Origin of the sequence: Mesorhizobium sp. M0768 (genome assembly GCF_040320195.1) — a bacterium.
GTDB lineage: Bacteria > Pseudomonadota > Alphaproteobacteria > Rhizobiales > Rhizobiaceae > Mesorhizobium.
In genome coordinates, this window is record NZ_JAMYPD010000024.1 from 12,723 (window position 1) to 33,637 (window position 20,915).

General features: G+C 62.6%; 22 protein-coding genes and 1 pseudogene. 6 read left to right on the forward strand and 17 right to left on the reverse strand.

The window, feature by feature from the left end:
* Positions 1–13: 13 nt before the first annotated feature.
* From NKI08_RS25175 to NKI08_RS25220, 10 genes are all read right to left on the reverse strand, one after another.
* Positions 14–796, reverse strand: coding sequence for an ATP-binding cassette domain-containing protein (locus tag NKI08_RS25175; protein WP_352579121.1), 783 nt, complete (start codon positions 794–796; stop codon positions 14–16).
* On the reverse strand, positions 793–1,797 hold the full coding sequence (locus NKI08_RS25180; RefSeq protein ID WP_352772981.1) for an ABC transporter permease: 1,005 nt from the start codon (positions 1,795–1,797) through the stop codon (positions 793–795). The genes NKI08_RS25175 and NKI08_RS25180 overlap by 4 nt, the downstream gene beginning before the upstream one ends.
* A gap of 61 nt (positions 1,798–1,858) precedes the next feature.
* Positions 1,859–2,800 (reverse strand): sugar ABC transporter substrate-binding protein, encoded by a 942-nt coding sequence (locus NKI08_RS25185; protein WP_352772984.1) that lies wholly within the window; start codon positions 2,798–2,800, stop codon positions 1,859–1,861.
* A 37-nt stretch (positions 2,801–2,837) separates the two neighbouring features.
* Entirely contained in the window at positions 2,838–3,752 is a 915-nt protein-coding gene (locus NKI08_RS25190; protein ID WP_352772987.1) for a sugar phosphate isomerase/epimerase family protein, read from the reverse strand.
* 26 nt (positions 3,753–3,778) lie between these two features.
* Entirely contained in the window at positions 3,779–4,867 is a 1,089-nt protein-coding gene (locus NKI08_RS25195) for a Gfo/Idh/MocA family protein (protein WP_352773126.1), read from the reverse strand.
* 50 nt (positions 4,868–4,917) lie between these two features.
* On the reverse strand, positions 4,918–5,979 hold the full coding sequence (locus NKI08_RS25200) for an ABC transporter ATP-binding protein (protein ID WP_352772990.1): 1,062 nt from the start codon (positions 5,977–5,979) through the stop codon (positions 4,918–4,920).
* Positions 5,980–5,983: 4 nt separating this feature from the next.
* Complete coding sequence (locus NKI08_RS25205; RefSeq protein WP_352503651.1) at positions 5,984–7,075, reverse strand: ABC transporter ATP-binding protein; 1,092 nt, start codon at positions 7,073–7,075, stop codon at positions 5,984–5,986.
* Positions 7,072–8,031: a carbohydrate ABC transporter permease gene (locus NKI08_RS25210; protein ID WP_352616465.1), complete on the reverse strand. Its 960-nt coding sequence runs from the start codon at positions 8,029–8,031 to the stop codon at positions 7,072–7,074. The genes NKI08_RS25205 and NKI08_RS25210 overlap by 4 nt, the downstream gene beginning before the upstream one ends.
* Complete coding sequence (locus NKI08_RS25215; RefSeq protein WP_352772994.1) at positions 8,028–8,888, reverse strand: carbohydrate ABC transporter permease; 861 nt, start codon at positions 8,886–8,888, stop codon at positions 8,028–8,030. The genes NKI08_RS25210 and NKI08_RS25215 overlap by 4 nt, the downstream gene beginning before the upstream one ends.
* Positions 8,889–8,966: 78 nt before the next feature.
* Positions 8,967–10,580, reverse strand: coding sequence for an extracellular solute-binding protein (locus NKI08_RS25220; protein ID WP_352772996.1), 1,614 nt, complete (start codon positions 10,578–10,580; stop codon positions 8,967–8,969).
* 373 nt (positions 10,581–10,953) lie between these two features.
* On the opposite strand from NKI08_RS25220, the gene NKI08_RS25225 reads away from it, so the two are divergent.
* The 4 genes and pseudogenes from NKI08_RS25225 to NKI08_RS25240 all read left to right on the forward strand — a co-directional run bounded on the left by NKI08_RS25225 (position 10,954) and on the right by NKI08_RS25240 (position 15,443).
* The gene (locus NKI08_RS25225; protein ID WP_352772999.1) at positions 10,954–11,985 is read left to right on the forward strand and encodes a LacI family DNA-binding transcriptional regulator; all 1,032 of its coding nucleotides are present in this window, start codon (positions 10,954–10,956) and stop codon (positions 11,983–11,985) included.
* Positions 11,986–12,458: 473 nt separating this feature from the next.
* Positions 12,459–12,710: pseudogene (locus tag NKI08_RS25230) on the forward strand (TonB-dependent receptor plug domain-containing protein); the annotation flags it as partial.
* A gap of 496 nt (positions 12,711–13,206) precedes the next feature.
* Positions 13,207–14,358: a TonB-dependent receptor domain-containing protein gene (locus NKI08_RS25235; protein WP_352773001.1), complete on the forward strand. Its 1,152-nt coding sequence runs from the start codon at positions 13,207–13,209 to the stop codon at positions 14,356–14,358.
* A gap of 2 nt (positions 14,359–14,360) precedes the next feature.
* Positions 14,361–15,443, forward strand: coding sequence for an SIP domain-containing protein (locus tag NKI08_RS25240; RefSeq protein WP_352541118.1), 1,083 nt, complete (start codon positions 14,361–14,363; stop codon positions 15,441–15,443).
* Here NKI08_RS25240 and NKI08_RS25245 read toward each other — a convergent pair.
* The 3 genes from NKI08_RS25245 to NKI08_RS25255 all read right to left on the reverse strand — a co-directional run bounded on the left by NKI08_RS25245 (position 15,440) and on the right by NKI08_RS25255 (position 17,564).
* On the reverse strand, positions 15,440–15,862 hold the full coding sequence (locus NKI08_RS25245; protein ID WP_352773004.1) for an aconitase X swivel domain-containing protein: 423 nt from the start codon (positions 15,860–15,862) through the stop codon (positions 15,440–15,442). The two genes, NKI08_RS25240 and NKI08_RS25245, sit on opposite strands and share 4 nt — an antisense overlap.
* Positions 15,859–17,109 (reverse strand): aconitase X, encoded by a 1,251-nt coding sequence (locus NKI08_RS25250; protein ID WP_352773007.1) that lies wholly within the window; start codon positions 17,107–17,109, stop codon positions 15,859–15,861. Before NKI08_RS25250 ends, NKI08_RS25245 begins: the two co-directional genes overlap by 4 nt.
* Before the next feature lie 200 nt (positions 17,110–17,309).
* Positions 17,310–17,564, reverse strand: coding sequence for a hypothetical protein (locus NKI08_RS25255; RefSeq protein ID WP_352474222.1), 255 nt, complete (start codon positions 17,562–17,564; stop codon positions 17,310–17,312).
* Between the two features lie 275 nt (positions 17,565–17,839).
* Between NKI08_RS25255 and NKI08_RS25260 the strand changes: the two genes are divergently transcribed.
* Complete coding sequence (locus NKI08_RS25260; protein ID WP_352491006.1) at positions 17,840–18,172, forward strand: hypothetical protein; 333 nt, start codon at positions 17,840–17,842, stop codon at positions 18,170–18,172.
* 135 nt (positions 18,173–18,307) lie between these two features.
* Here NKI08_RS25260 and NKI08_RS25265 read toward each other — a convergent pair whose 3' ends face one another.
* A complete protein-coding gene (locus NKI08_RS25265; RefSeq protein ID WP_352773011.1) occupies positions 18,308–18,958 on the reverse strand; it encodes a hypothetical protein in 651 nt (216 codons plus the stop codon).
* A 434-nt stretch (positions 18,959–19,392) separates the two neighbouring features.
* Here NKI08_RS25265 and NKI08_RS25270 point away from each other — a divergent pair, with 434 nt between their 5' ends.
* A complete protein-coding gene (locus tag NKI08_RS25270; RefSeq protein ID WP_352773014.1) occupies positions 19,393–19,707 on the forward strand; it encodes a hypothetical protein in 315 nt (104 codons plus the stop codon).
* Between the two features lie 137 nt (positions 19,708–19,844).
* Here NKI08_RS25270 and NKI08_RS25275 read toward each other — a convergent pair whose 3' ends face one another.
* The 3 genes from NKI08_RS25275 to NKI08_RS25285 form a co-directional block, all read right to left on the reverse strand.
* On the reverse strand, positions 19,845–20,072 hold the full coding sequence (locus NKI08_RS25275) for a DUF2934 domain-containing protein (RefSeq protein ID WP_352474214.1): 228 nt from the start codon (positions 20,070–20,072) through the stop codon (positions 19,845–19,847).
* 87 nt (positions 20,073–20,159) lie between these two features.
* On the reverse strand, positions 20,160–20,372 hold the full coding sequence (locus NKI08_RS25280; protein WP_352452715.1) for a hypothetical protein: 213 nt from the start codon (positions 20,370–20,372) through the stop codon (positions 20,160–20,162).
* A gap of 124 nt (positions 20,373–20,496) precedes the next feature.
* Positions 20,497–20,802 (reverse strand): DUF1236 domain-containing protein, encoded by a 306-nt coding sequence (locus NKI08_RS25285; RefSeq protein WP_352474210.1) that lies wholly within the window; start codon positions 20,800–20,802, stop codon positions 20,497–20,499.
* Between the last annotated feature and the right edge of the window lie 113 nt (positions 20,803–20,915).

Consider the following 20,915-nt stretch of genomic DNA (forward strand, 5'->3'; position numbering starts at 1 on the left):
TTGCTCCCGTCCTTCACTTCGCTCTCGTCTCCTTGAGCAGGGCCGACATGTCGGCACCGGTGATGATGCTTTCCACGGTCAGCAGATCGGTATCGGCGACCGTCTGCTCGGCGACGATCTCGCCGCGGCGCATGACGATGATGCGATCGGCGACCTGGAAGACGTGATGGATGTTGTGGGTGATCAAAAGCACCGAGTGACCGGCGTCGCGCACTTCCTTGACGAAGCGCAGCACGCCGTGCGTTTCCTCGACGCCGAGATTGTTGGTCGGCTCGTCGAGGATGATGACCTTGGCGGCAAATTGCATGGCACGCGAAATGGCGATCGATTGGCGCTCGCCGCCCGACAATGTGCTGACCAGCGCATCGGCGTCGAGTTTTTTCGAGATGCCGACGCGCTTCAATAGAGCCGACGCAGCATCGCGCAATCGAGCGAGATCGAGCGGCGCGAACACGCCGAGCCATTTGAGATTGACCGGCTCGCGGCCGAGGAAAAGATTGCGCGCGATGCTGAGATCGGGCGCCAGCGAGGTGTCCTGGTGGATGGTCTCGATGCCGAGATCCATCGCATCGCGTGTCGAGCGGATCGAGACCTTCTGGCCGCGCACATAGATCTCGCCGCGATCGACCGGAAACACGCCCGAGATCGCCTTGATCAGCGTCGATTTGCCGGCGCCGTTGTCACCGAGCAAGGCCACCACTTCGCCCTCGTTGAGCGCGAAGGACGCGTTCTTCAGGGCGCGGACGCTGCCGAAGGACTTTTGCAAATTCTGCAGCCGAAGCACTTCCATGGTCAGCTCCTGGCGGCGTTCTTCTGCAGCAAAGCGTGCAGGATGAGCATGGCAAGGATGATGATGCCGACGAAGATGTTGTAGGCGAGCCCGGGCACGCCGATCAGCACGATGCCGTTGCGGATGCTGCGCAGCATCAGCGCGCCGACGATGGTGCCTAGGATGGTGCCGCGCCCACCGGTCAGCGCAGTGCCGCCGACCACCACCATGGCGATCACTTCGAGCTCGTAGCCGGTGCCTGCCACCGGCGAGGCGGCAGAGATGCGAAAGGCGCTGATCATGCCGGCGAGACCGGCCAGCACCGAGGTGAGGATGAACAGCCAGATCTTGACCGCATCGGCCGGCACGCCGCGCGCTACGGCGGCGTTACGGTTCGAGCCGATAGCGCTGATCCAGTTGCCGAGCTTGGCGTAGTGCAGCACATAGATCGCCAGTAGCGACAGGCCGATGAACCACCACAGCGAGGTATAGAAACGGAACGTTCCGATATTGAAGCTGCCGGCCAGCAGCGTCACGAAGAAGCCTGGCTGGTTCCAGGATTTCAGCGGAAAGCCTTGCGTGATGTAAAGCGCTGCCCCACGCACGACGAGCAACATCGACAGTGTCACCAGGAAGGAGGAGATGCCGATCTTGGTGACGATCAGGCCGTTGATCGCACCGATCGCTATGCAGAGCGACAGGCCGGCCAACAGCGCGACGCCAATATCAAACCCGCCGTTCTGCACCAGCAGCATGACCACGACCGGCGCCAGCCCGAATACGGCACCGACCGAAAGGTCGAACTCGCCCGCCGTCAGAAGCAGCGTCATGCCGAGGGCGATGATGCCGAGCTCGGGCAGGAACGCCATCATGTTGGAGATGTTGAGCGGCGACAGGAAATTGGCCTCGGCGATCGCGAACACCGCCAGCAGGACAATCAGAATGACGAGCGAAGAGAACTGCGGCGAGCGCATCAGGCTCGACCTGCGTTTGGCACGCGGCATTTCCTCTTCTGCGGCAATTGTCATGACTGTTTCGACCATATCTCAAGGTGACGCCCGCCGCCTGCGCGGCGAGCGTCAGTTCCAATCACTTGTTGTAGAGTTTCAGGATCGGTTCGACGCTCGAGGCGTCGTAGAGACTGAACGTGTGGATGTCGTAGCCGATCGGTTCGCCAGCGGCGGCCAACCCGAGCAGCGCCACCGGCATGAAGCCTTGCGCCGACGGGAACTGCCAGGCAGCCGCGTTGATGAACCCGGCCTTGACGGACTCGGCCGTTTCCTTCGAATTGCCCCAGCCGACGACCGGGATTTTGCCGGCCGGCACGCCGGCGCCGTCGAACACCCGCTTGACGCTGGCCGCGACGGAATCGCCGAGCGCGATGATCGCCGGCGGGTTGTTGGCGACCATGTAGTCGGTCATCTTGGCGATGATGCCGGCCGGATCGGTGCCGCAATCGACCACGTCATATTTGATGCCGAGCGGATCGAAGACGCTGGCGATGCCTTCGGTCTCGAGCTGCTGGTAGCTGGCGCCCGGCACTTCGACCGGCAAGAACACTTTGTCGCCCTGCTTCACCATCTTGTGGTCGACCAGATACTTCGCCCAGATGACACCGGCTTCCTTAAGGTCGGCGCCGACATAGGCCTGCCGGCCGGTTGCCGGATCGTCGGTATTGAAGAACACGATCGGGATGCCGGCCGCCTTGGCTGCCTTGACCTCCTCGGTCCACAGGCCGGGCTGCGCCGAGGTGGTGGCGATGCCGTCCGGCTTGGCGGCAAGTGCCGAGTTGAAGGCCTCCTTCTGCGCCGCCATGTCGCCACCGCTGAACGAGATCTTGCAGGTCACCTTGAGCTGGTCGCAGGCCTTGGTCGCGCCGGCATTCCAGTCGATCCAGAAGGCATCCGACGGGCCGCCATGCGACAACAGGTAAAACGTCTTCTGAGCGTCCTGCGCCAGCGCCGGCGTACCCAGCGCCACACCGGCGAGAACGGTCGCCGCGGCAGCGATTTTCAACGCGAATTTCAACATTTCTCTTCCTCCCTTGTTTCGTAGCCGAACCGCGCCATCACAGTCCGTTGGCGCGGAATTTCCCGTCGAGGAATTTCTTGGCGCGCGGCACGTCGTCTTCCGAAAGATGCTCGATGATGACCGGGATGTTCGGGTGCTTTTCGGCCAGCCGCTTGAGATAGAGGTCGTAGTTCAGCGAACCGAGACCGGGCGCCGGCAGCTCGATCTCGCCGACGCCGCGGAAAGTGTGGCTCTCCAGCGCGTCCTCGTCGCCGATGTCGGCGTGCTTCTCCGACTTGTCGCCGCCGGAGCGTTTGACGTCCTTGGCGTGGGCTATCTTGATCTTGTCGGTCAGCGTGTCGAACACCTGGTTCAGGATCTGGTCCATCCTGTCGATGTTGTGCGTTTCGAAATAGTTGGTCGGGTCCATCAGCAGGCCGAGGCCTGGGTGGTCGACCTGCGCGAACATCCTCACCGTCTCCTCGACCGAGCCGACGACATTGTTGACATAGGTCTCGAGCAGGAAGACCGCGCCGTGGTCATAGGCGGTCTGGGCAAGGTCGGCGATGACCTTGCGGCATTCCTCAAAACCTTCCTCGGTCTTGTTCTTCGGGTGATGCACCCAGTCGGACTCGGTGTTGTAGGTACCGGTTTCCGAGATCACGTAAGGGGTGCCGAAATGGCGTGCGTTGCGGATGATCTCCTTCAAATAGCCGACGCGCCTCTCGCGCTCGCCCATATCCGGATGGATGATGTTGGTGTAGCCCGATACGCAGCAGATCGGCAGATTGTGGTCGCGGAACGTATCGCGGACAGTCTTGGCCTTGTCCTTGGTGATCTGTCCGGCGGAAAGGTCGATATCCCTGAAATGCAGGTCGAGCTGCACGGTGTTGAAATCGAGCGCACGGATCTTCTGCGCGGTCTCCTTGAGGCCATACGGGAAATAACCCGTGAAAATACCTGCCTGCATCATGGTGTGAAGTCCTCCCTGTAAGTGATTCAGTCAGTTGATATTTCGGAAAGTTTGACTGTCCGGCCCTTGTCGATCGAACGATAGCCGGCTTCGACCAGCGCCATAGTCTTGACGTTGTCGGCGACCGACAGCGCCGGCGGCTCGCCCGTCTTGACCGCGTGCTGGAGCTGCTCCATGACGCCGATAAAAGCATGCGGGAACCACATCGTGTCCCAGCTGGGTGTCACCCATTCACCACCGGTAGTCTCGGTCGAGGCATAGGTCAGCGTCGAGGCAGCGCCAGTCGGCCAGCCGATGGTGCCCTTGGCGACGCCCTTGGTGCCGTCGACGCGCCAATTGATGTGCTGGTCGTCCTTGTAGCCCTCCTGGCGCGGCCCGGACCAGACATCCTCCAGCGATACGGCGAGCACGCCGGACGGGAACTTGATCGTCGACACGGTGATGCCGTCCGAATGGTCGAAGCGGGTGCGCGGGTCCTTGCGGGTCAGGGTGGTGATCTCCAGGGGATCGCCGAACAGGAAGCGCAATACGTCGAGATGGTGGACGCTCATATTGGCGAGCGTCAGCCGGTCATAGTCCTCGAGGAAGCTCTGCCAGTGCGGGATCGCATGCATGTCGATCTGGGCGAAAACGATGTCGCCGAGCGCGCCGCTATCGATGATCTGCTTCAAGACGCGCATCGACTGGTCGTAACGCATGTTCTGGTTGACCGAGAGGATCTTGCCTGCCTTGGCCGCCTCGTCGCGGAGTTTGACGGCCTCTTCAAGGGACAGCGCCAATGGCTTCTGCGCCAGGATCGCCTTGATATGTGCCTGCTTCAGAGCATGGCGGATCAGCGCCGGCTGCTGGTCGGGCGGAAAGGCAAGGTCGATGATCTCGACGTTCTTGTCCTCGATGAGCTGTTCCGGCGTGTCATGGACGGTTGGGATATCCCAGCGTTTGGCGACCTTCTCGGCGCTGGCCTTGGTCCGCGAGGCAATCGCCACCACGGGGAAACCGGCTTCCTTGTAGGCGGCAAGGTGACATTCGGCCATGATCATGCCGGCGCCGACGCAGCCGATCCTGTATTCCCTGGTACGGACTTCGACGTCCGCCTCGAAGCCGTTGCCCACCATTTCTTGGCTTGCCATATGTTCCTCCCGAAGCTCGTTCCTTGCCGCCGCCGTCATCGTGCCAGCGCTCCGCCGCCTTGCCCGAAATAATGCACCCTGCCCGGCTCGCAGGATATCGCCACCATCGCGTCCGGCCTGATGTCCGGCTGGCCGCGCAACAGCGCCCGCAGACGCGCCGGCCCGGCGGCGAGCGTCACAACGGTGTAGCCGCCGAGCGGCTCGATCTCGAACACTCGCGCCGGGCGGCCCGCGCCCCCCTCCGACCAGGCCTTGACTTTGATGTCTTCCGGCCTGAGTCCAATTTCCACGGCATCGGCCGGGGCGCCGGCATCCGCGATGCGGACTGTGCCTTCCGCCGCCTCCACGCCTTCAGCGCCGTGCACCGACTTCAATATGTTCATCATCGGCGACCCGAGCAGCCGCGCCACATAGGTGCTGGCCGGCCGGTCATAGATCTCGGCCGGCGCGCCGATCTGCCTGATCTTGCCGTTCTCCAGAATGGCCATTCGGTCGGCGACCGACATCGCTTCTTCCTGGTCGTGCGTGACATAGATCAGCGTCTTGCCGAGCTCGCGCTGGATGCGCTTAAGCTCGACCCGCGTCTCCTCGCGCAGCCGGGCGTCGAGCGCCGAAATCGGGTCGTCCATCAGATAGGCGGCGGGATCCCGTACCAGCGCGCGGGCAATCGCCACGCGCTGCCGCTCACCTCCGGAAAGCTGCGCCGGCGGCTTGTGCAGGATATGGCCGATATGCAGCTTGGCCGCGACATCGGCGACGCGCTTTTCGATCTCGGCTTCGGCGACCCGGCGTTCGACCAGCGGAAAGCGGATGTTGTCGCGCGCGCTCATATGTGGAAACAGCGCCAAATTCTGGAACACCATGGCGACGTTGCGCTCGGCCGGCGACACCGTGTTGACCGGCTTTCCGCCGATCAGGATCTCGCCCGCGTCCGGGGTTTCCAGCCCGAGCACCAGACGCAGTATCGTCGACTTGCCCGACAGCGGCGGCCCGAAGAAGCAGAAGAACTCATTGTCGTTGACAGTGAACGAGGCGTCGTCGACGGCGAGCGTGTTGCCGTAGCGTTTGGTCACATTGCGGAAGGCGATATTGGCCATGGTCTCAGCCCGCTCTCAAGGCAAGGCCGGTGACGGCGTCGAAGACGCGCACCGCCTCCACCGCAGGTGCGACGACGGCTGTCTGCCCGATCGCCAGCCCGACATCATTGTCGAACACCGCCTTCACCGCAGTCTCGCCGTCGCCAAGGTGGATGATGGTGCGCGCGCCGATCCGCTCGACGAAACTCACCGGCATGGACAGGCCACGGCCGTCTTCAGCCAGCGTCACCTGCTCCGGTCGAAAGCCATAAAACACCTCGCCGCGCATCCTGCGTACGGCATTGGCGATCTCGACCGGCAGCGGCGGTGTCACGCCGAGTGGGCCGAGATCGACGACCAGGCCACGGTCGCTTTCCGCCGGCCAGCCCTTGAGCAGGTTCATGCCCGGCGCGCCGATGAAGCGGGCGACGAAGACATTGGCCGGATCGTTGTAGACTTCCAGCGGCGTGCCGACTTGCTGCAGCACGCCATGGTCCATCACCGCGATGCGGTCGGCCATGGTCATCGCTTCGAGCTGGTCGTGGGTGACGTAGACCATGGTCTGCCGGAACTGCCGCTGCAACTGCTTCAGTTCGGTCCGCATCACCGCCCGGAATGCGGCATCGACATTGGAAAGCGGCTCGTCGAGCAGGAAGATCGCCGGCTCCATGATCGCCGAACGGCCGATCGCCACCCGCTGCAATATGTTTACCGACAGCCTGTCGGCCTTGCGGTCGAGCAGCGGCGTCAGTTGCAGCATCTCGGCAATGGCACCGACACGGCGGTCGATCTCGGCCTTTGGTGCGCCGCGCATTTTCGGCCCGTAGGCGAGGTTCTGCCGCACGCTCATATGAGTGAAGATCGCATAGTTCTGGAAGACGAACCCGACGCCGCGCCGCCCCATCGGCACGCCGGCCATGTCGCGCTCGCCGAACAGGATCTTGCCGCTGGTAGGCTCTTCCATGCCGGCGATCATGTTCATCGTCGTCGACTTGCCGCAGCCGGACGGCCCCAGCAGCGCCATGAACTCGCCGTCGGCAATGGCCAGGTCCATCGTCTTCAGCGCGATGAAATCGCCAAATTTCTTGACCAGGTTCTGCAGATGGATGGTGCTCATGCCGCCACCTCGCGTACCCGAGCCATGCGTTTCATGGCAAACACCGCGGCGATGGACAGCACGATCAATATGGCCAGCGCGATTGCCGCCACATAGCCCCAGATCAGGTCCTGGGTGGTGAGCTTGTATATGTAAACGGAGATGGTTTCGGTAGCGACGCCAGGACCGCCGCCGGTCATGATGTAAAGCGTGTCGAAGATCTTGAAGTTCTCGATCACCCTGATCGCCAGCGCGATGATGATGATCGTCTTCATCTTCGGCAGCACGATGGTGATGAATCGCTGCCAAGGGTTGGCACCGAGCAGCGTCGCCGCCTTGATCTGGTCCTCAGGCACGCCGACCAGGCCGGCAAGCAGGATCAGGAACATCAGCGGCGTCCACTGCCAGATATCGGCGACCATGACGGCGATGAGCGCCAGCGTCGGGTCCGACAGCCAGGCGATGGTGACGGGAAAGCCTGAGATCGCCGACAGGATGTCGTTGACCGGGCCGCCCGACTGAAACAGCATGAAGAACATGTAGCCGGCCACCGCCGGCACCACCATCATCGGCATCAAGAGGATCGAGTAGAAGATCCGCTTGCCGGGGAACTCGTCCGCAAACAGTGTCGCGAGCGCCAAGCCGAGCAGGAACTCCGCCGGCACGCAGACGATCATGACGATGGCCGTGCGCTTCAGCGCACTCCAGAAGCGCGCATCGGCGGCAAGGTCGGTGTAGTTGGCGAAACTGTTCCACATCGACCAGGCGTTCCACCAGCCGGTGCCCGACAGCGGCGACCAGTCGGTCAGGCTGATGTAGAGCTGCATCAGGAGCGGGAAGACGGCGATGAACAGCACCAGGATCTGCGCCGGCAGCGTCAGCCGGAATCCGAGCTTTGCGCCCTCGTCCGGCAGCACCGACGCCGCTTTGGAGGCTTGCATGTCGCCCTCCGAAATCGTCGCATTCACCGTGCTCATTGCTTGAGCGCCCCGAAGGTCAGCCCGCGCACCAGATGGCGCTGGATGGCGATGCCCATGATGACAGGCGGCACTGCGGCTATCAGGCCGAGCGCCGCCTTGGCGCCGTAGAGTTGGCCGGTCATCGAGGAGGACAGCGAGGCCATGTAGACAGGGACCGTCACCCATTCGCGCGTCGTCAGAAGCAGCGCAATCAGATAGTCCGACCAGTTGAGGATGAAGACGAACAGCGCGGCACTGGCCAGCGGCGCGCGCATCATCGGCAGCGTGATGCGCGTGAAGACGCGCCACCGCGAACAGCCCTCGACCAGTGCCGCCTCCTCGATCTCGCGCGGCATGTCGTCGAAGAAGGTCTTCATCAGCCAGAAGGCGAAAGGCAGCGTGACGATGCCGTAGATCAACGACAGCCCCCACCAGCTGTCGGTGAAATTGAGGAAGGCCCACATGATCATCACCGGGGTCATGACCGCCATCGGCGGAAACAGGCGAAGCTGGATCAGCGCCAGCGGCAGGTTCTGGCCCGAGCCGAAGCGCGACAGACCGTAGGCCGCCGCGGTGCCCGCCGACATGGCGATTGCCGTACCGAATGTGGCCGACAGCAGCGACGACAGGATCGGCTTCAAAGCTGTGCGGTCGAGGGCGACGATCAGATTGTTGGTCGACTCACCGAAGACGAAGCGGAAATTGCTGAGTGTCGGGTTCTCCGGCCACCATGTCAGGTCGGCGCCGGTCGCCGACCATTCGGCGATCGGCTTGAACGCCATCGACACCATCCACAGGATCGGCACCAGCGTCACCGCCATCGCCGCAAGGATCGCGGCATAGCGGAATATCTCGAAAGGAACTGAACGCTTCATCTTGCGGCTTTGCTGGGTCCTTCGTTGCCGAGGGGAAGAGCGACCGCTCCTCCCCTTCTTGGTAGGATCCTGGAAGGATCAGGCGATCGGATCGAGGACGGTCGGCCAGGCCTCCTTGTTGGTCTTGATCGCTTCGAGAAGCTTCTCCTCGCCGGTGCGGCGGGCAATCTTCTTCCACTCGGCCTCGGTGTCGGCCATCGCCTGCTCGGCTGTCTTGGCCTTGGTCAGCGCGGCGACGAGGTTCTCGTCCAGCGCGTTGTGGAAGGCGGTGGCGCCGGGATAGTTGATGGTGGGCACGGTGCGGGCGACCGTCTCGCGCACCACGTCCATGTGGTAGGCGTGGTAGGTCTGGCGAACCAGCGGATCCGAGAAATCCGATAGCCGGAACGGATCGAAGTAGCCGCCCGGATTGGCAGTCATCCAGGCGTAGATGCGGCTTGAGCCCAGCCACTGCAGGAACAGGTAGCAGGCCTCCGGATTCTTGGCTTGCGAGGACACCGACGCCGACAGATTGAGCCACAGCACCGACCGGCTGACCAGCTTGCCGTCGATTTCGCGGCCGGGCGGCAGCATCGAGCCGATCTTGCCGGTGACAGCTGAATCCTTGTTGCCGGCATTGTCGAGGAATTTCGGCAGATTGGAGAAGGCACAGGTCATGGCCGCGCCGCCCTTGGCGAAATTGCCGTACTGCTCCGGCCAGCCCCAGGAGATCGCATCCGGCGAATGGTGCGAAAGCGACGCGATGTACTCGCTGGTCGCCGCGATACCTTGCTCCGAATTGATCAGCGGCTTGCCGGTGTCGTCGAACAAGAACTGATTGGGCGAAGCCATTGAGACATAACGCTGATACCAGTTGGTGTAGCCCCAGCCCTGGTTGCGCAGATCGGTCGAGCCGAACAGGCCCTTGTCCGGGCGCTGGAAGAAGGCCGCGATCTCGTCATGCTGCTTCCACGTCTTCGGCGCCGCCAGTTCATAACCGTATTTGTCGGAGAAGGCCTTCTTCTCGTTTGCGTCGCCGAACAGATCGGTACGGTAGACCCAGGTCTGGAAGTCGCCATCCAGTGACACGCCATAGGTCGAGCCGCGATACTGATTGAGCAGCGAGACGCCCTTGGCGCCGTCGACATAGCCGCGCTCGGGATCGTCCCATTCCGGCTTGTATTGCGCGACGAAGTCGTCGAGCTTGAGGATGCCGCCGGTTTCGGCGAGGTCGCCAAGGCGGTTCCATTCGACCGCGTAGATGTCATACGCCCCACCCTTGGTGGAGATGTCCTGCATCGTCTTGGTGAATTCCTGGCCGTTTGGTACACCGACGATTTCCAACGGAATGCCGGTTTCCTTCTCCCAGAGATCCTTGATCGACGGCGCGCCGGCCGGAAACGGCTGGGTCAACTGGCCGATCGAGCCGTCGGACAGGCCAAGTACGATCTTGGCCGGCGCCTTGCCGGCGCCCTTCATCGCCTTGGCCGCCTCGATAGCGCGGCCCTCCGGCGTATCGGCACCATATTGATAGCGCTCCGAACCGTCGAAACCCGTCGGGCCACCGATCATGCCGGGCGCCAGGGCATCGGCCGCATAGGCACGGCTCGGGCGAATGAATTTCGGTGCAATACCTGCGGCGGCAACAAGGACTGCCGCCTTTCCACCGGACGCCAGCAAACGGCGCCGCGACACGCGGACCAAATTCGACATTGGAACTCCTCCCTCAGGGCCTTGTTTCCTCCACGGCCCTTATGATGGATATTGACGGCACTATACGAAGCCTGTCAACATCATAAATAATCAAAATACATCATAACATCTCACGGGAGGGGAAGAATGGCGTTTGTAAGGGCTCTCATACTGAAGCCGGTGCTTGAATTTGAGGGAGCCCGGCTGCCCACCTCCCCGCTTTGGTCTGCTTGGGCACTCTGGTGTAGCGCAACGGCTTGCGCATCGGCCAAGGCCGGTTACATCATTTCCCATCAGAATCGCGGACGGCGATGAAGCCGCTCTCCGACGGTGGACCCATGAAATGCGTGATCTCGATGCGCCCCTGGCGCGTTTTGGAATGAGGTGATCGACAGTGCGGTCCACCCTGACAGACATAGCCCGGGAGGCCGGCGTTTCGGCCGCCACGGTCGACCGTGTGCTCAACAACCGCGCCGGGGTCAGGGCGCGCACCCGAGAGGTCGTGCTCGAAACGGCACAGCGGCTTGGCTATATCGCTGAAAATTCGAATAATCCGAGCTCGCTCAACGCGGTTACTGGCGAGGTCATACGGCTGGATTTCGCCCTGCCCGCCGGCACCAATTCCTTCATCAAGATGCTGCACCGCCAGATCGAGGCGCAGGCGCAGGCGCGGCCCGACCTCGACGTCCGTGTCGCTACTATCGAAGGCTTCAATCCGGACCGGCTTGCGCGTCTGCTGCAGGAACTGCACGGGCAGACGCAGGGCGTCGGTGTGATCGCGCTCGACCATCCGACGGTCCGCGAGGCGATCCGCTCGCTTTCGGCCAGCGGCGTCAAGGTCGTCACCATCGCTTCCGACATCCTGCATGTGCCGAGGGTTGCCTATATCGGCATCGACAACCGCGCCGCCGGCCGGCTCGCCGGTTATCTGCTCAACCGCTTCATGGGTGCCGGGCGTCCGGGCAAGGTCGCGCTGTTCGCAGGTTCGCTCTCCTATCGCGGCCACGAGGAGCGCGAGATGGGCTTCCGCCACATACTGACGGAAGAATCGCCCAATCTGCAGATCGTCGAGATGCGCGAAATGCTCGACGACCGGGAAAAAGCCTATTCGGAGGCCTCCGCCCTGCTCGACCGGCACCCGGACCTGGCCGCCATCTACAATGTCGGCGCCGGCAACACCGGCATCGCCCGCGCCCTCAAGGAGCGCGGGCGTGCGCTGTCGACGGTCTTTCTCGGCCATGAGGTGACGGAAGGCACCAAGGAGCTTCTGCTCGACGGCACGCTCGACGCGGTCATCGACCAGAACCCGCGCGTAGAGGCCCGCGAGGCGCTCAACACCTTGACCCATGCGGTCAGGGGCTTGCCTTACGAACTGCACCAGCCACGGCTGCAAGTGATCTTCAGGGAAAGCATCCCGGAGATCTGAACCAGGTGAAGCACGGGATGCGTCACAAATTCATAATCGCTCGGGCGAGATTTTGGCGGCCAGATCAAGGGTCCGACCGAGAATCTTCGATCAGGCTCAGACCTGCAAAATTAAATTGACTATTATCATCATGTTTTAATAAGTATCCCTGCCCGGCCCGTGTGTCGAGGCTTCTCCATCATGCCAGCCAGGGCCAACGGCCGCCGCCAGCAATCTTTGCTTTTCCCGGGGCTGCACGCATGAAACAGACAAGCAACAAGACCTTGATGGCGAGCACCGCGCTCGCCTTCGCGCTCGGCCTGTGTGCCGCGCCGCTGGCCGCCGCGCAGAAGCCGGAGAAGAACGGCGCCGCCGCCAAGGCCAACCGGCCGGTCAAGGTCGCCCAGCAGGCTAGAACTGGGCAGAACGAGCCGACCGTGCTCGACCTGATCACCATCTCGGCGACGATGATCAAGACGGCGATTATCGAATCGATGGCCGCCATCAGCGCCGTCGATCAGGAAGAGCTCGAACGCATCCAGCCTGACACCGCCGCCGACATGTTCCGCACCACGCCCGGCGTTGCCGCTTCGATGAACGGCGACGATCCGGCAACCGCCATCAACATTCGCGGCCTCGAACAATATGGCCGCGTGGTGGTGACGCTCGACGGCGCCCGCCAGGATTACTGGCGCGTCGGCCACGGCTCGGGCTCGTTCTATGTCGAGCCGGAACTAATCAAGCAAGCGACCGTCATTCGCGGCCCGGTCTCGAACGCCTATGGCTCGGGCGGCATCGGCGGCGTTGTCTCCTTCGAAACCAGGGATGCCGGCGATTTCCTCAAGCAGGACGAGCGCTGGGCGCTGAGCGAGAAGCTGGGCTATGAGGATAATGGCGACGGCTTCACCACCAGCACCACCGGCGCCTACCGTTTCAGCGACGACGCCGACATCATCGGCAACCTCATTTATCACGACCGCGACAGCTACACCAATGGCAATGGCGACGCCGTGCCATGGACCGGCGAGAGCATCACCAGCGGCTATATGAAGGCGACCCTGCGGCCGACCGACGGCCACGAGCTCAAGCTCGGCGCGATCCTGCAGCGCTACAATGACCAGATCACCGGATCGAGCGGCTCGACCTCGCCAACGCTGAGCCGCTACGACACCGACACGACCAACCAGACCTACACGGCTGCTTATATGTGGAGGCCGGACGACAACGAACTGATCGACCTCAGTGTCAACGCATACCACAACCGCACGCGCGCCGAGCAGACGCAGGTCTGGCCGGCAACGGCGATCGGCAACTTCCGCTATTACGACGTCGCCACGACCGGGCTTCAACCTGAAGAACTCCTCGCGTTTCGACGCCTGGGAGTTGGCACATACCCTCACCTACGGCCTCGACTACTACTATCTGGAGGCCACGTCGGAGGCCGCGCATTTCGGTTCGGGCGAGCAGCAGGGTTATGGCGGCTTCCTGCAATGGCAGGGCGACTACAGCGACTGGCTGCAGCTCATCGCCGCCATGCGCTATGACGGCTACCAGCTCAACGGCAAAACGAAGACCGTGCCGCCGGCGGAAGCCTCGATTTCGGGCGATCGCTGGTCGCCTCGCCTCACCGTCGGCGTGACGCCGTTGGATGGCTTCCAGCTCTACGGCACCTATTCGGAAGGCTACCGGGCACCAGGCCTGCAGGACGTCTATCGCGGCGGCGGCGCGCATGGCGGCGGCGACAGCTACCAGCCTAACCTGCTTCTGCAGCCCGAAACGGCGAAGAACTGGGAAGCCGGGATCAATCTGAGATATGACGATGTGCTGGCCGCAGGCGACCTGTTTCGTGCCAAGGTCAACGTCTTCCACACCGCCGTCGAAGACTATATCGACGTCGACCTCACCGTTTTGCCGCGTATGGCGATCAACATCGGCGACGCGCGGCTGAAGGGCGTCGAGGCCGAAGCCGTCTACGACTATGGCTGGGGGTTCGCGAACCTCGCCGGCGCCCTGATCGACGCCAAGGTCGTCAGCGGCGTCTATTCCGGCCAGACGCTGAACAACACGCCGCTCGACCGCTTCTCGGCGACCGTCGGCTTCCGCATGCTGGAAGACCAGCTCACCATCGGTGCGCAATATCTCAGCGTCGGCAAGATCACCCGGACAAGCCGCACCAATCCCGACGCGCCGGTCGTTGTCGATGACGGCTTCGACCTGGTCAACGTCTTTGCCAACTGGCGCATTAACGACTACGCCAAGCTCGATTTCAGCGTCGATAACGTCTTCAACACCGCCTACACCGACCCGCAAAGCGCCTGGTCGACGACGGCGGCGACGGAACAGGGCAAGGGCCGCACCTTCAAGGTGGCGCTCACAGGCAGGATCGGAGGTTGAGAATGAGGGAAGCTTCAGTGAGCGGACTGGCCTGCGAAGCGCGCTTGAACCTGCGCAACCTGCCGCATTACATCGACCGCATCAGCGACAGGCTGCAGAGCTTCGATGCCGATGCCTCGCGGGAGGGGCAGCGGCTCGACTTCCGCTTCGCCTTCGGCGACGCGTCCCTTGACATGGAGCGGCTGGTGATGCGGGCCAACGCCGCCGACCGCGATGGGCTGGCCCGCATCAAGGACCTGCTGGCCACCGCCGTAGAGGTATATGCCAAGGAAGAAAGTCCCGAGATCGTCTGGACCGGCGATCTCGCCGAAGAAACCCGCCTCGCGCAGTTCCGTGAGATGGTCGTCACCCAAGTCGGCGACCTGACGCGGCATATGCGCCGCATCCGCTTCGCCGGCGAGGATCTCTCTCGTTTTGCGAAATTCGGCGGCATGCATATCCGCATGCTGTTTCCGACCAGGGACGTCCCCGATCCGCTCTGGCCCGTGCTCGGCAGCAATGGCCTCCCGGCATGGCCCTCGGACGACAGGCGCCCAGCAGCGCGCGTCTACACCATCCGGGCCCTCGACGTCGAAATGGGCATCATCGAGGTCGACTTCCTCATCCACCCCGGCGACAGCGTCGGCGCCCGCTGGGCCATGCAGGCGGCGCCCGGCATGAAGATCGGCATGATGGGGCCGGTCGGCCGTCGGGTGCGACCGGCGTCCTGGTATCTCATGGGCGCCGACGAAACCGGCCTGCCGGCGCTGGCTCGCATGCTGGAGACTCTGCCCGCCGAGACCAAAGGCGTGGCCTTCATAGAGATCGCCGACGATGGCGAACGGCAGGTCGTCGACAACGCAACCGGAATAGAGGTGCACTGGCTGCCGAGAAATGGGGTGCCAGCCGGGCTCGACGACAGGCTGGCGCGCGCCATCCGGTCAGTCGCATGGCCGACCGGTTCGGCATTCGGCTGGTTTGCGGCCGAAGCGGCAGCCGCCACGACGGTGCGCGAACACTGGCGCGGCACGCTGGCGCTCGGCCGCAACGAAACACTGGCGGCAGCCTACTGGCGGCGGGGCGCGGCGGGACTGATGGCCGGCTAGAGCTTGCTCACCATCGCTTGCGCATCTTCGCCCAGACCGATTGCGATCCGGTCGCCGGAGACAATGCCTGACATGTCGCAGACAACCAGCGGCATGCTGATTTTGTAGAGGAATTCGGCAACGATGGCGCCGACGGCAAGGATCGGGTCCGGCCGCTCCAGGATAATGCCGGCCGGCGCCGTGCCTCTGCGGATCGCTTCGGCCAGAACCGAAGACGAGGACGACGACCCTCGCCCGCTCGGCATCACCAGGATCTTGCCGGCGATATTGCCGCCCAGGTCCGGATGCGAATGGTCGATGATGTCGCCCGTTTCGACGTCGATCCCGCCCCAGAAGCTGAGCGCCTGCGAAAGCACCAGCGCTGGGCCTTGGGCCGAGCCGGAAAGGTGGAATGTACCGGTTCTGGCCGGCGTCTTCATGGCGCGCCTCGCACGACGCGGCCGGCCGCAGCCGAGCGGACGCAGTCTTCCATGTCACCGAAGGCCACCGAGACACCGATATTGCCAGGTGCGTAATGCGCCCATTTGCCCGAATTGGTCATCACCACGCCATCGAGACGCTCGAGGATCGACGTAACATAGGTGCAGGTGTCGGTGACCGGAACGAGGCCGAAGGCTTCCATGCCGGCCAGTGCGCCTTCGTCCTGCAGCCGCGTCAGCGTCGCGCGCCCTGTGTTGACATAGATCGGGACACCTTTGCCTGGACCGACTTCGCGCAGCAGCGGCAACAGGCGCATCCACTCTTCATGGGAGAAATGCGGCGTGCCTAACGACACGGCTGCGAGCTGCACGCCGTCGGGAACGCTCGACAGCCTGGCCAGCGCATGGTGGATGTCAGCGCGAGAGATCCGGATTTTTTCCTCCGGCGCCAGGCCGTGCAACGCCTCATCCGGCGTCTCCGCCTCCGGCGTGATGCCGACGGCATGAAACAGCGCCACGGCACCCGTCGTTGCCGCCGCCGCCCCCAGCGCCTTCAATTGGTCCTCGTCGCGCGGCTGCGGCAGGCCCGATATGACAGGGATGCGGTCGCCAGCCCTTTGCCCGATGATCAGCCCGACGCCGACAAACAGAGCGTCACTTGGCTCGAAAGCAGCGTCAGTCAGCTCGAACAGGACCTGGCCTCGTCGATTTTCACTCAGATGCAGCCCCCATGCCGGCGCGCGCCCGGTCATTGCGCAGCACAAATCGATAAAATCGCCATAGCGGTTGGTCCGCGCCCCGATCACCGAATTGGCAAAGACGATGGCGTTGGATTCACCCCAGGCGATCTGCTCGCCGAACCTTGGCCGGAACCGGGTCAGATAGGGTGCGCAGGTGAAGGTCGGCTGGCAGCCGAGTTCCAGATGCGCCTTCATCAGGCGTCGCGCCGGCGTTTCTTGCGACACCGGCATCTTCACCAATCCGGGATGGATGAGGTCGAACGAACCGACATTCAGCGTCGTCGGCACCCGAACGCGGCCGCCGCCCTCGATCAGCCTTTCGACGAAATCGAGGCTGGCCTGGCCGTGATAGAGGCAGCCGTCGATATGGGCACCGGCAATGTCCAGCAACTTGCGCGCGCCGACCGCCTTGGAAAAGGCAACCAGGATCGTCATGGCGGCAGCCGCTGCCGAGCCTTGCTCGCCATGCAGCATCGACTGGTCGCCGGCCGTCAATTCCAGCGTCATCGGCAATATTCCCGAGCCCGCACTATGCCGATCAAGCACTCCCTGATTACGGACCGTCTGGCAAGACAGAGCTTTGGATCTCTTCTACTTCGCAGCCGTCAGCAGACCAGACGTTCACAGCTCATCGCGAAGCAAGAGAGACGCGAAGCACGGTCGCAGAGCGGGCGATCCGCGGCGGAAACGGCGCTATTCCTTCGGCGCTATTCCTTCTGGGACGGTCCGTCGGCCGCGCTGCGGTCACCATCTGCAGAATGCGGCAGAATGCCGAAATCGCGCGACTTGGTCCCATGCGCCGCCGTCAGGAAACCATCGGCTGTGAGACCTCGTCTCAAAAGCTCACGTACCGCGGCCGACCGGCTCGGCATGTGCTTGTCGAAGCGCCAGTTCTCCAACGCCGCCAGTTCATCGACGGTCAGCATGATCTGCAATCGTTCCGGGCGTTCCAGTTCGGACATCTCGGCCTCCTGTCACACCAGCCTAAATGCAGCTGAGTTAGTGTGTTCCTAATTTTCTGTAGAGTTAGGTACGTGAGCAGAATGCGTCAAGGCCTTCGGATCAGCGAGTCATGCAGAAGTCAGATGAAGCGGATCAAGCATCAGATAGGCAATCAACAAAATACGCTAACTATTTGACATAAAACGAGTTTTTAAGGAATTTCGCTTGCCAATCGCGAATCCTGGGCGCATCGTGGAACATGAGGGACAAACCGCTCCTGAGGGGAAGGTTTTCCATGCGCTACGGATTTTCGGTTCGCCTGCACGAAGACGTCAGTTCCCGAGTTCGGGCTGTATTGCGGTCCGGGATTGCCATCAATCTGACTGCTGTCGCCGAAGCCGCGCGACTGCAGAACCTCGCCGAGAATGTTGCGCGCGAAGACATCGAATGGCTCGTCATGCAAGCAGCCCAGCTCTACGGGGCGGCCATCGAGTTCGACGGCTTCGCGGAAACCGATCTGACGGAGTTTGCGTGCCCCGAACTGATGCAAAGCAGTCCCGCGCCGGGCTGGGACGCCTTGGAAGACGAAGCGTCCGCTTCGCCGGATCCTGGCCGTCAAACACACTGAGCGCGTGTGAGCCCCCGCCATGCTGCCGCCACGTGCTCGGAAAAAAGCCCGCCGCAATGGCGGGCTTTGGACTGCTGGAGCTTTGGTGGACGAAGGCCTCTCGGCCTGGTCCGACATTCATCCGATGTATTCGCCTTAGCGGCGGGCGATCAGCAGGCACAATTGGCGCAGATCGCTGTCGTAAGTGCCTCCGCTGCTGAGCACGTCAACGCAGCGCTTCTTCATCCTGGCCAACTTGTCGCCCGACATGTCGGCAACGACCTGAGGCAAGCTGGGATTGCTGGGGTTGCTGGGATTGGAAGGGCTGCCCGGGTTGGACGGATTGCTCGGATTGGTACCACCGCCGATCCCGACACCGGCGCCGACATTGATGCCGCTGCCGATCCCGACCCCCGCGCCAGCCCTAACGCCGCTGCCGATACCTACCCCCGCGCCGGCAGCAATGCCACCGGAACCGCCGATCGTCGCGCCGGCACCGGCGTTGATGCCGCTTCTGCCCCCGACCGATGCGCCGGCGCCCGCCGCGATTCCGCTGGAACCGCCAACCGTCGCGCCGGCACCGGCGTTGATGCCGCTACTGCCGCCCAACGACGCACCGAGGCCTGCCTTGATGCCGCCGCTGCCGCCAACCGTCGCGCCGAGGCCGGCTTTGATGCCACCGTTGCCGCCGATGGATGTTCCAACACCAACGGCAATTCCGTCCGCGGCATTCACGGGCATCGAGAGCATGAAAATAACTGCGCTGCCTGCCACCGCATCGGTGATTGTTTTGATTAAGGTGGTCATAACACTCTCCTTGCTGTAGTTGCGCTGAACAGCCCGCGACGTCGCCGGTTGCATACCTACTAATTTGCAAGAAGATGATCGGTTTCGTTGCCGGTCAGCTCGCTGGCCCCATAGTATATTTTCAAATAACAGCCGCGTGAAATTTGTAGTGAAATTTTCCGAAAGTTTTACTTTGGGATGGCCTCTACCGATTGAAGCGATGCGAGACTCAGCTGATGGCGCCGCAACAGACGAACGTTGCGACGGTCGGCGGCCAAAGAAGGCGAATTCCTAATCAGCAAACCACAACATCAAACCTACCTACGGTAATAGAACAAGGGGGGCCGAGAAGATCCGCGCTGCGCGGGTTTGCTTCACTGTGCTGCGTCATTTTTGCCGGAACCTTTCCATCACCCGGGTTGTTTTTTCTGTAGTCGCCACATGATGATAACCCAATGATGGAGATCAACATGCTTACGAAAATCGTGACAGCTTCCATACTTGCAGCCGGTCTGGCGACCGCGGCGATGGCCCAGAACGCCGGGTCGGACAACAATGCGCCTGGCAGCGAGAAGAGCATCGTCGTCCAGCCCAAGCCGAACGGTATTGACCCTGGCACGACCCGCAGCACGATGGGCACGACGGGTACCATGAACTCCAATGCGGATGAAAACTGCCCTGCAACCCCGCAAGGAGCTCAACCCGATGCATCCAACAAGCCTGCCGGGACGGTTTCACCGACTGTCAACGACAACAGTTGCGGTAAGTAGTTAGCCGCGCCAATCGGGCTTGCCATCGCGGGCTTGCGGCAGCAGGACCGGTCAGGACTGGTTTTGCTGCCGATCATGGAACGATGTATGGGCCGACCACCCGCGAGATCCAGCGTTGGAATCAAATCCGCTTGCGTTCACGCTTTACGTGGTCGCGCCTTGGATTTGCTTCCGTCCTTGCTGGCGGCCGGCTTAGGCTGGCGTGCTTTCGGCTTCGGTCGGCTGGCGGTCTCCGGCGCGGCGGTTTCTGCGTCGATTTCGGCGGTAGCCTGATCCCAATGCTGCTGATGCGCTCCGTCGGGCCTGCCTGCCTGTTCCCAGATCGCGTGTGCCCGCTGGCGAATCCGTTCCTGCCTGTCCGTCATTGTTGCCTCCGTCGGCTCGGTTCATGCGTAAAGCAACCTTGTTCTAGCTGAAATTTCGACCGGCGTCTTGAGCGGCAGGCGACACCGTCATTGAACCTCTCTGTCACACAGGACGGCGACCCCGAGGAGCGCCGCCTTCTTGATGATCAGCCCTTCAAGGTCCGCGTCCGAGCGCTCGGTTCCGGTGCGTTCGCGCAACAGTGCTATCGCCGCCTTCATCGACAGCAGGCCATCGCCTCGTTCAGCAAGCAGTTTGTCGACGGCTGCGGCCACGTTGACCGGCTCGACATGCGGCAGCATGGGAATGGCTCCTTTCCTTGTTTCGAGACGACAGCGGCTCCATCCCGATCCCTCGGGATGGAGCTCTCATTTGATAATTTAGGCCATGACCTTCCAAATCCGGTTCGCGGTTTGGCAACGCCGATCACTCGATGACCTGCACGATCTTGCGGGTGTCTGGGTCGACGAGCACGGTGCGATTGCCGACGACGACGTATCTGTACCGCACGTCTGGAACATCGATCGGTTGCAGCTCGACCGTATCGGGCAACGTGGAACCGATATTGAGCTCCACCCCCAGAAGACTGATCGACGCCAGCGGGTGCTTGTGGACGTATTCGCGGATGACCGTCTGCTGTTTGGGCGTGACAATCACCTGGTCCGCGGTGGCCACGCCGACGCCGGCAAGCAACGCCAATCCCGCCGCAGCAGGAACAAGGTGGATTTTCATCGTCTACTCCTGTTGTTACGGGCCTCGCCCTTACAATTGCGACGCGGCATTCCGGTCGAAGCGGCGAACCCTCTAGGCAAACGCCCACGCCACCTTGTTGTTCCGTAAGTGGC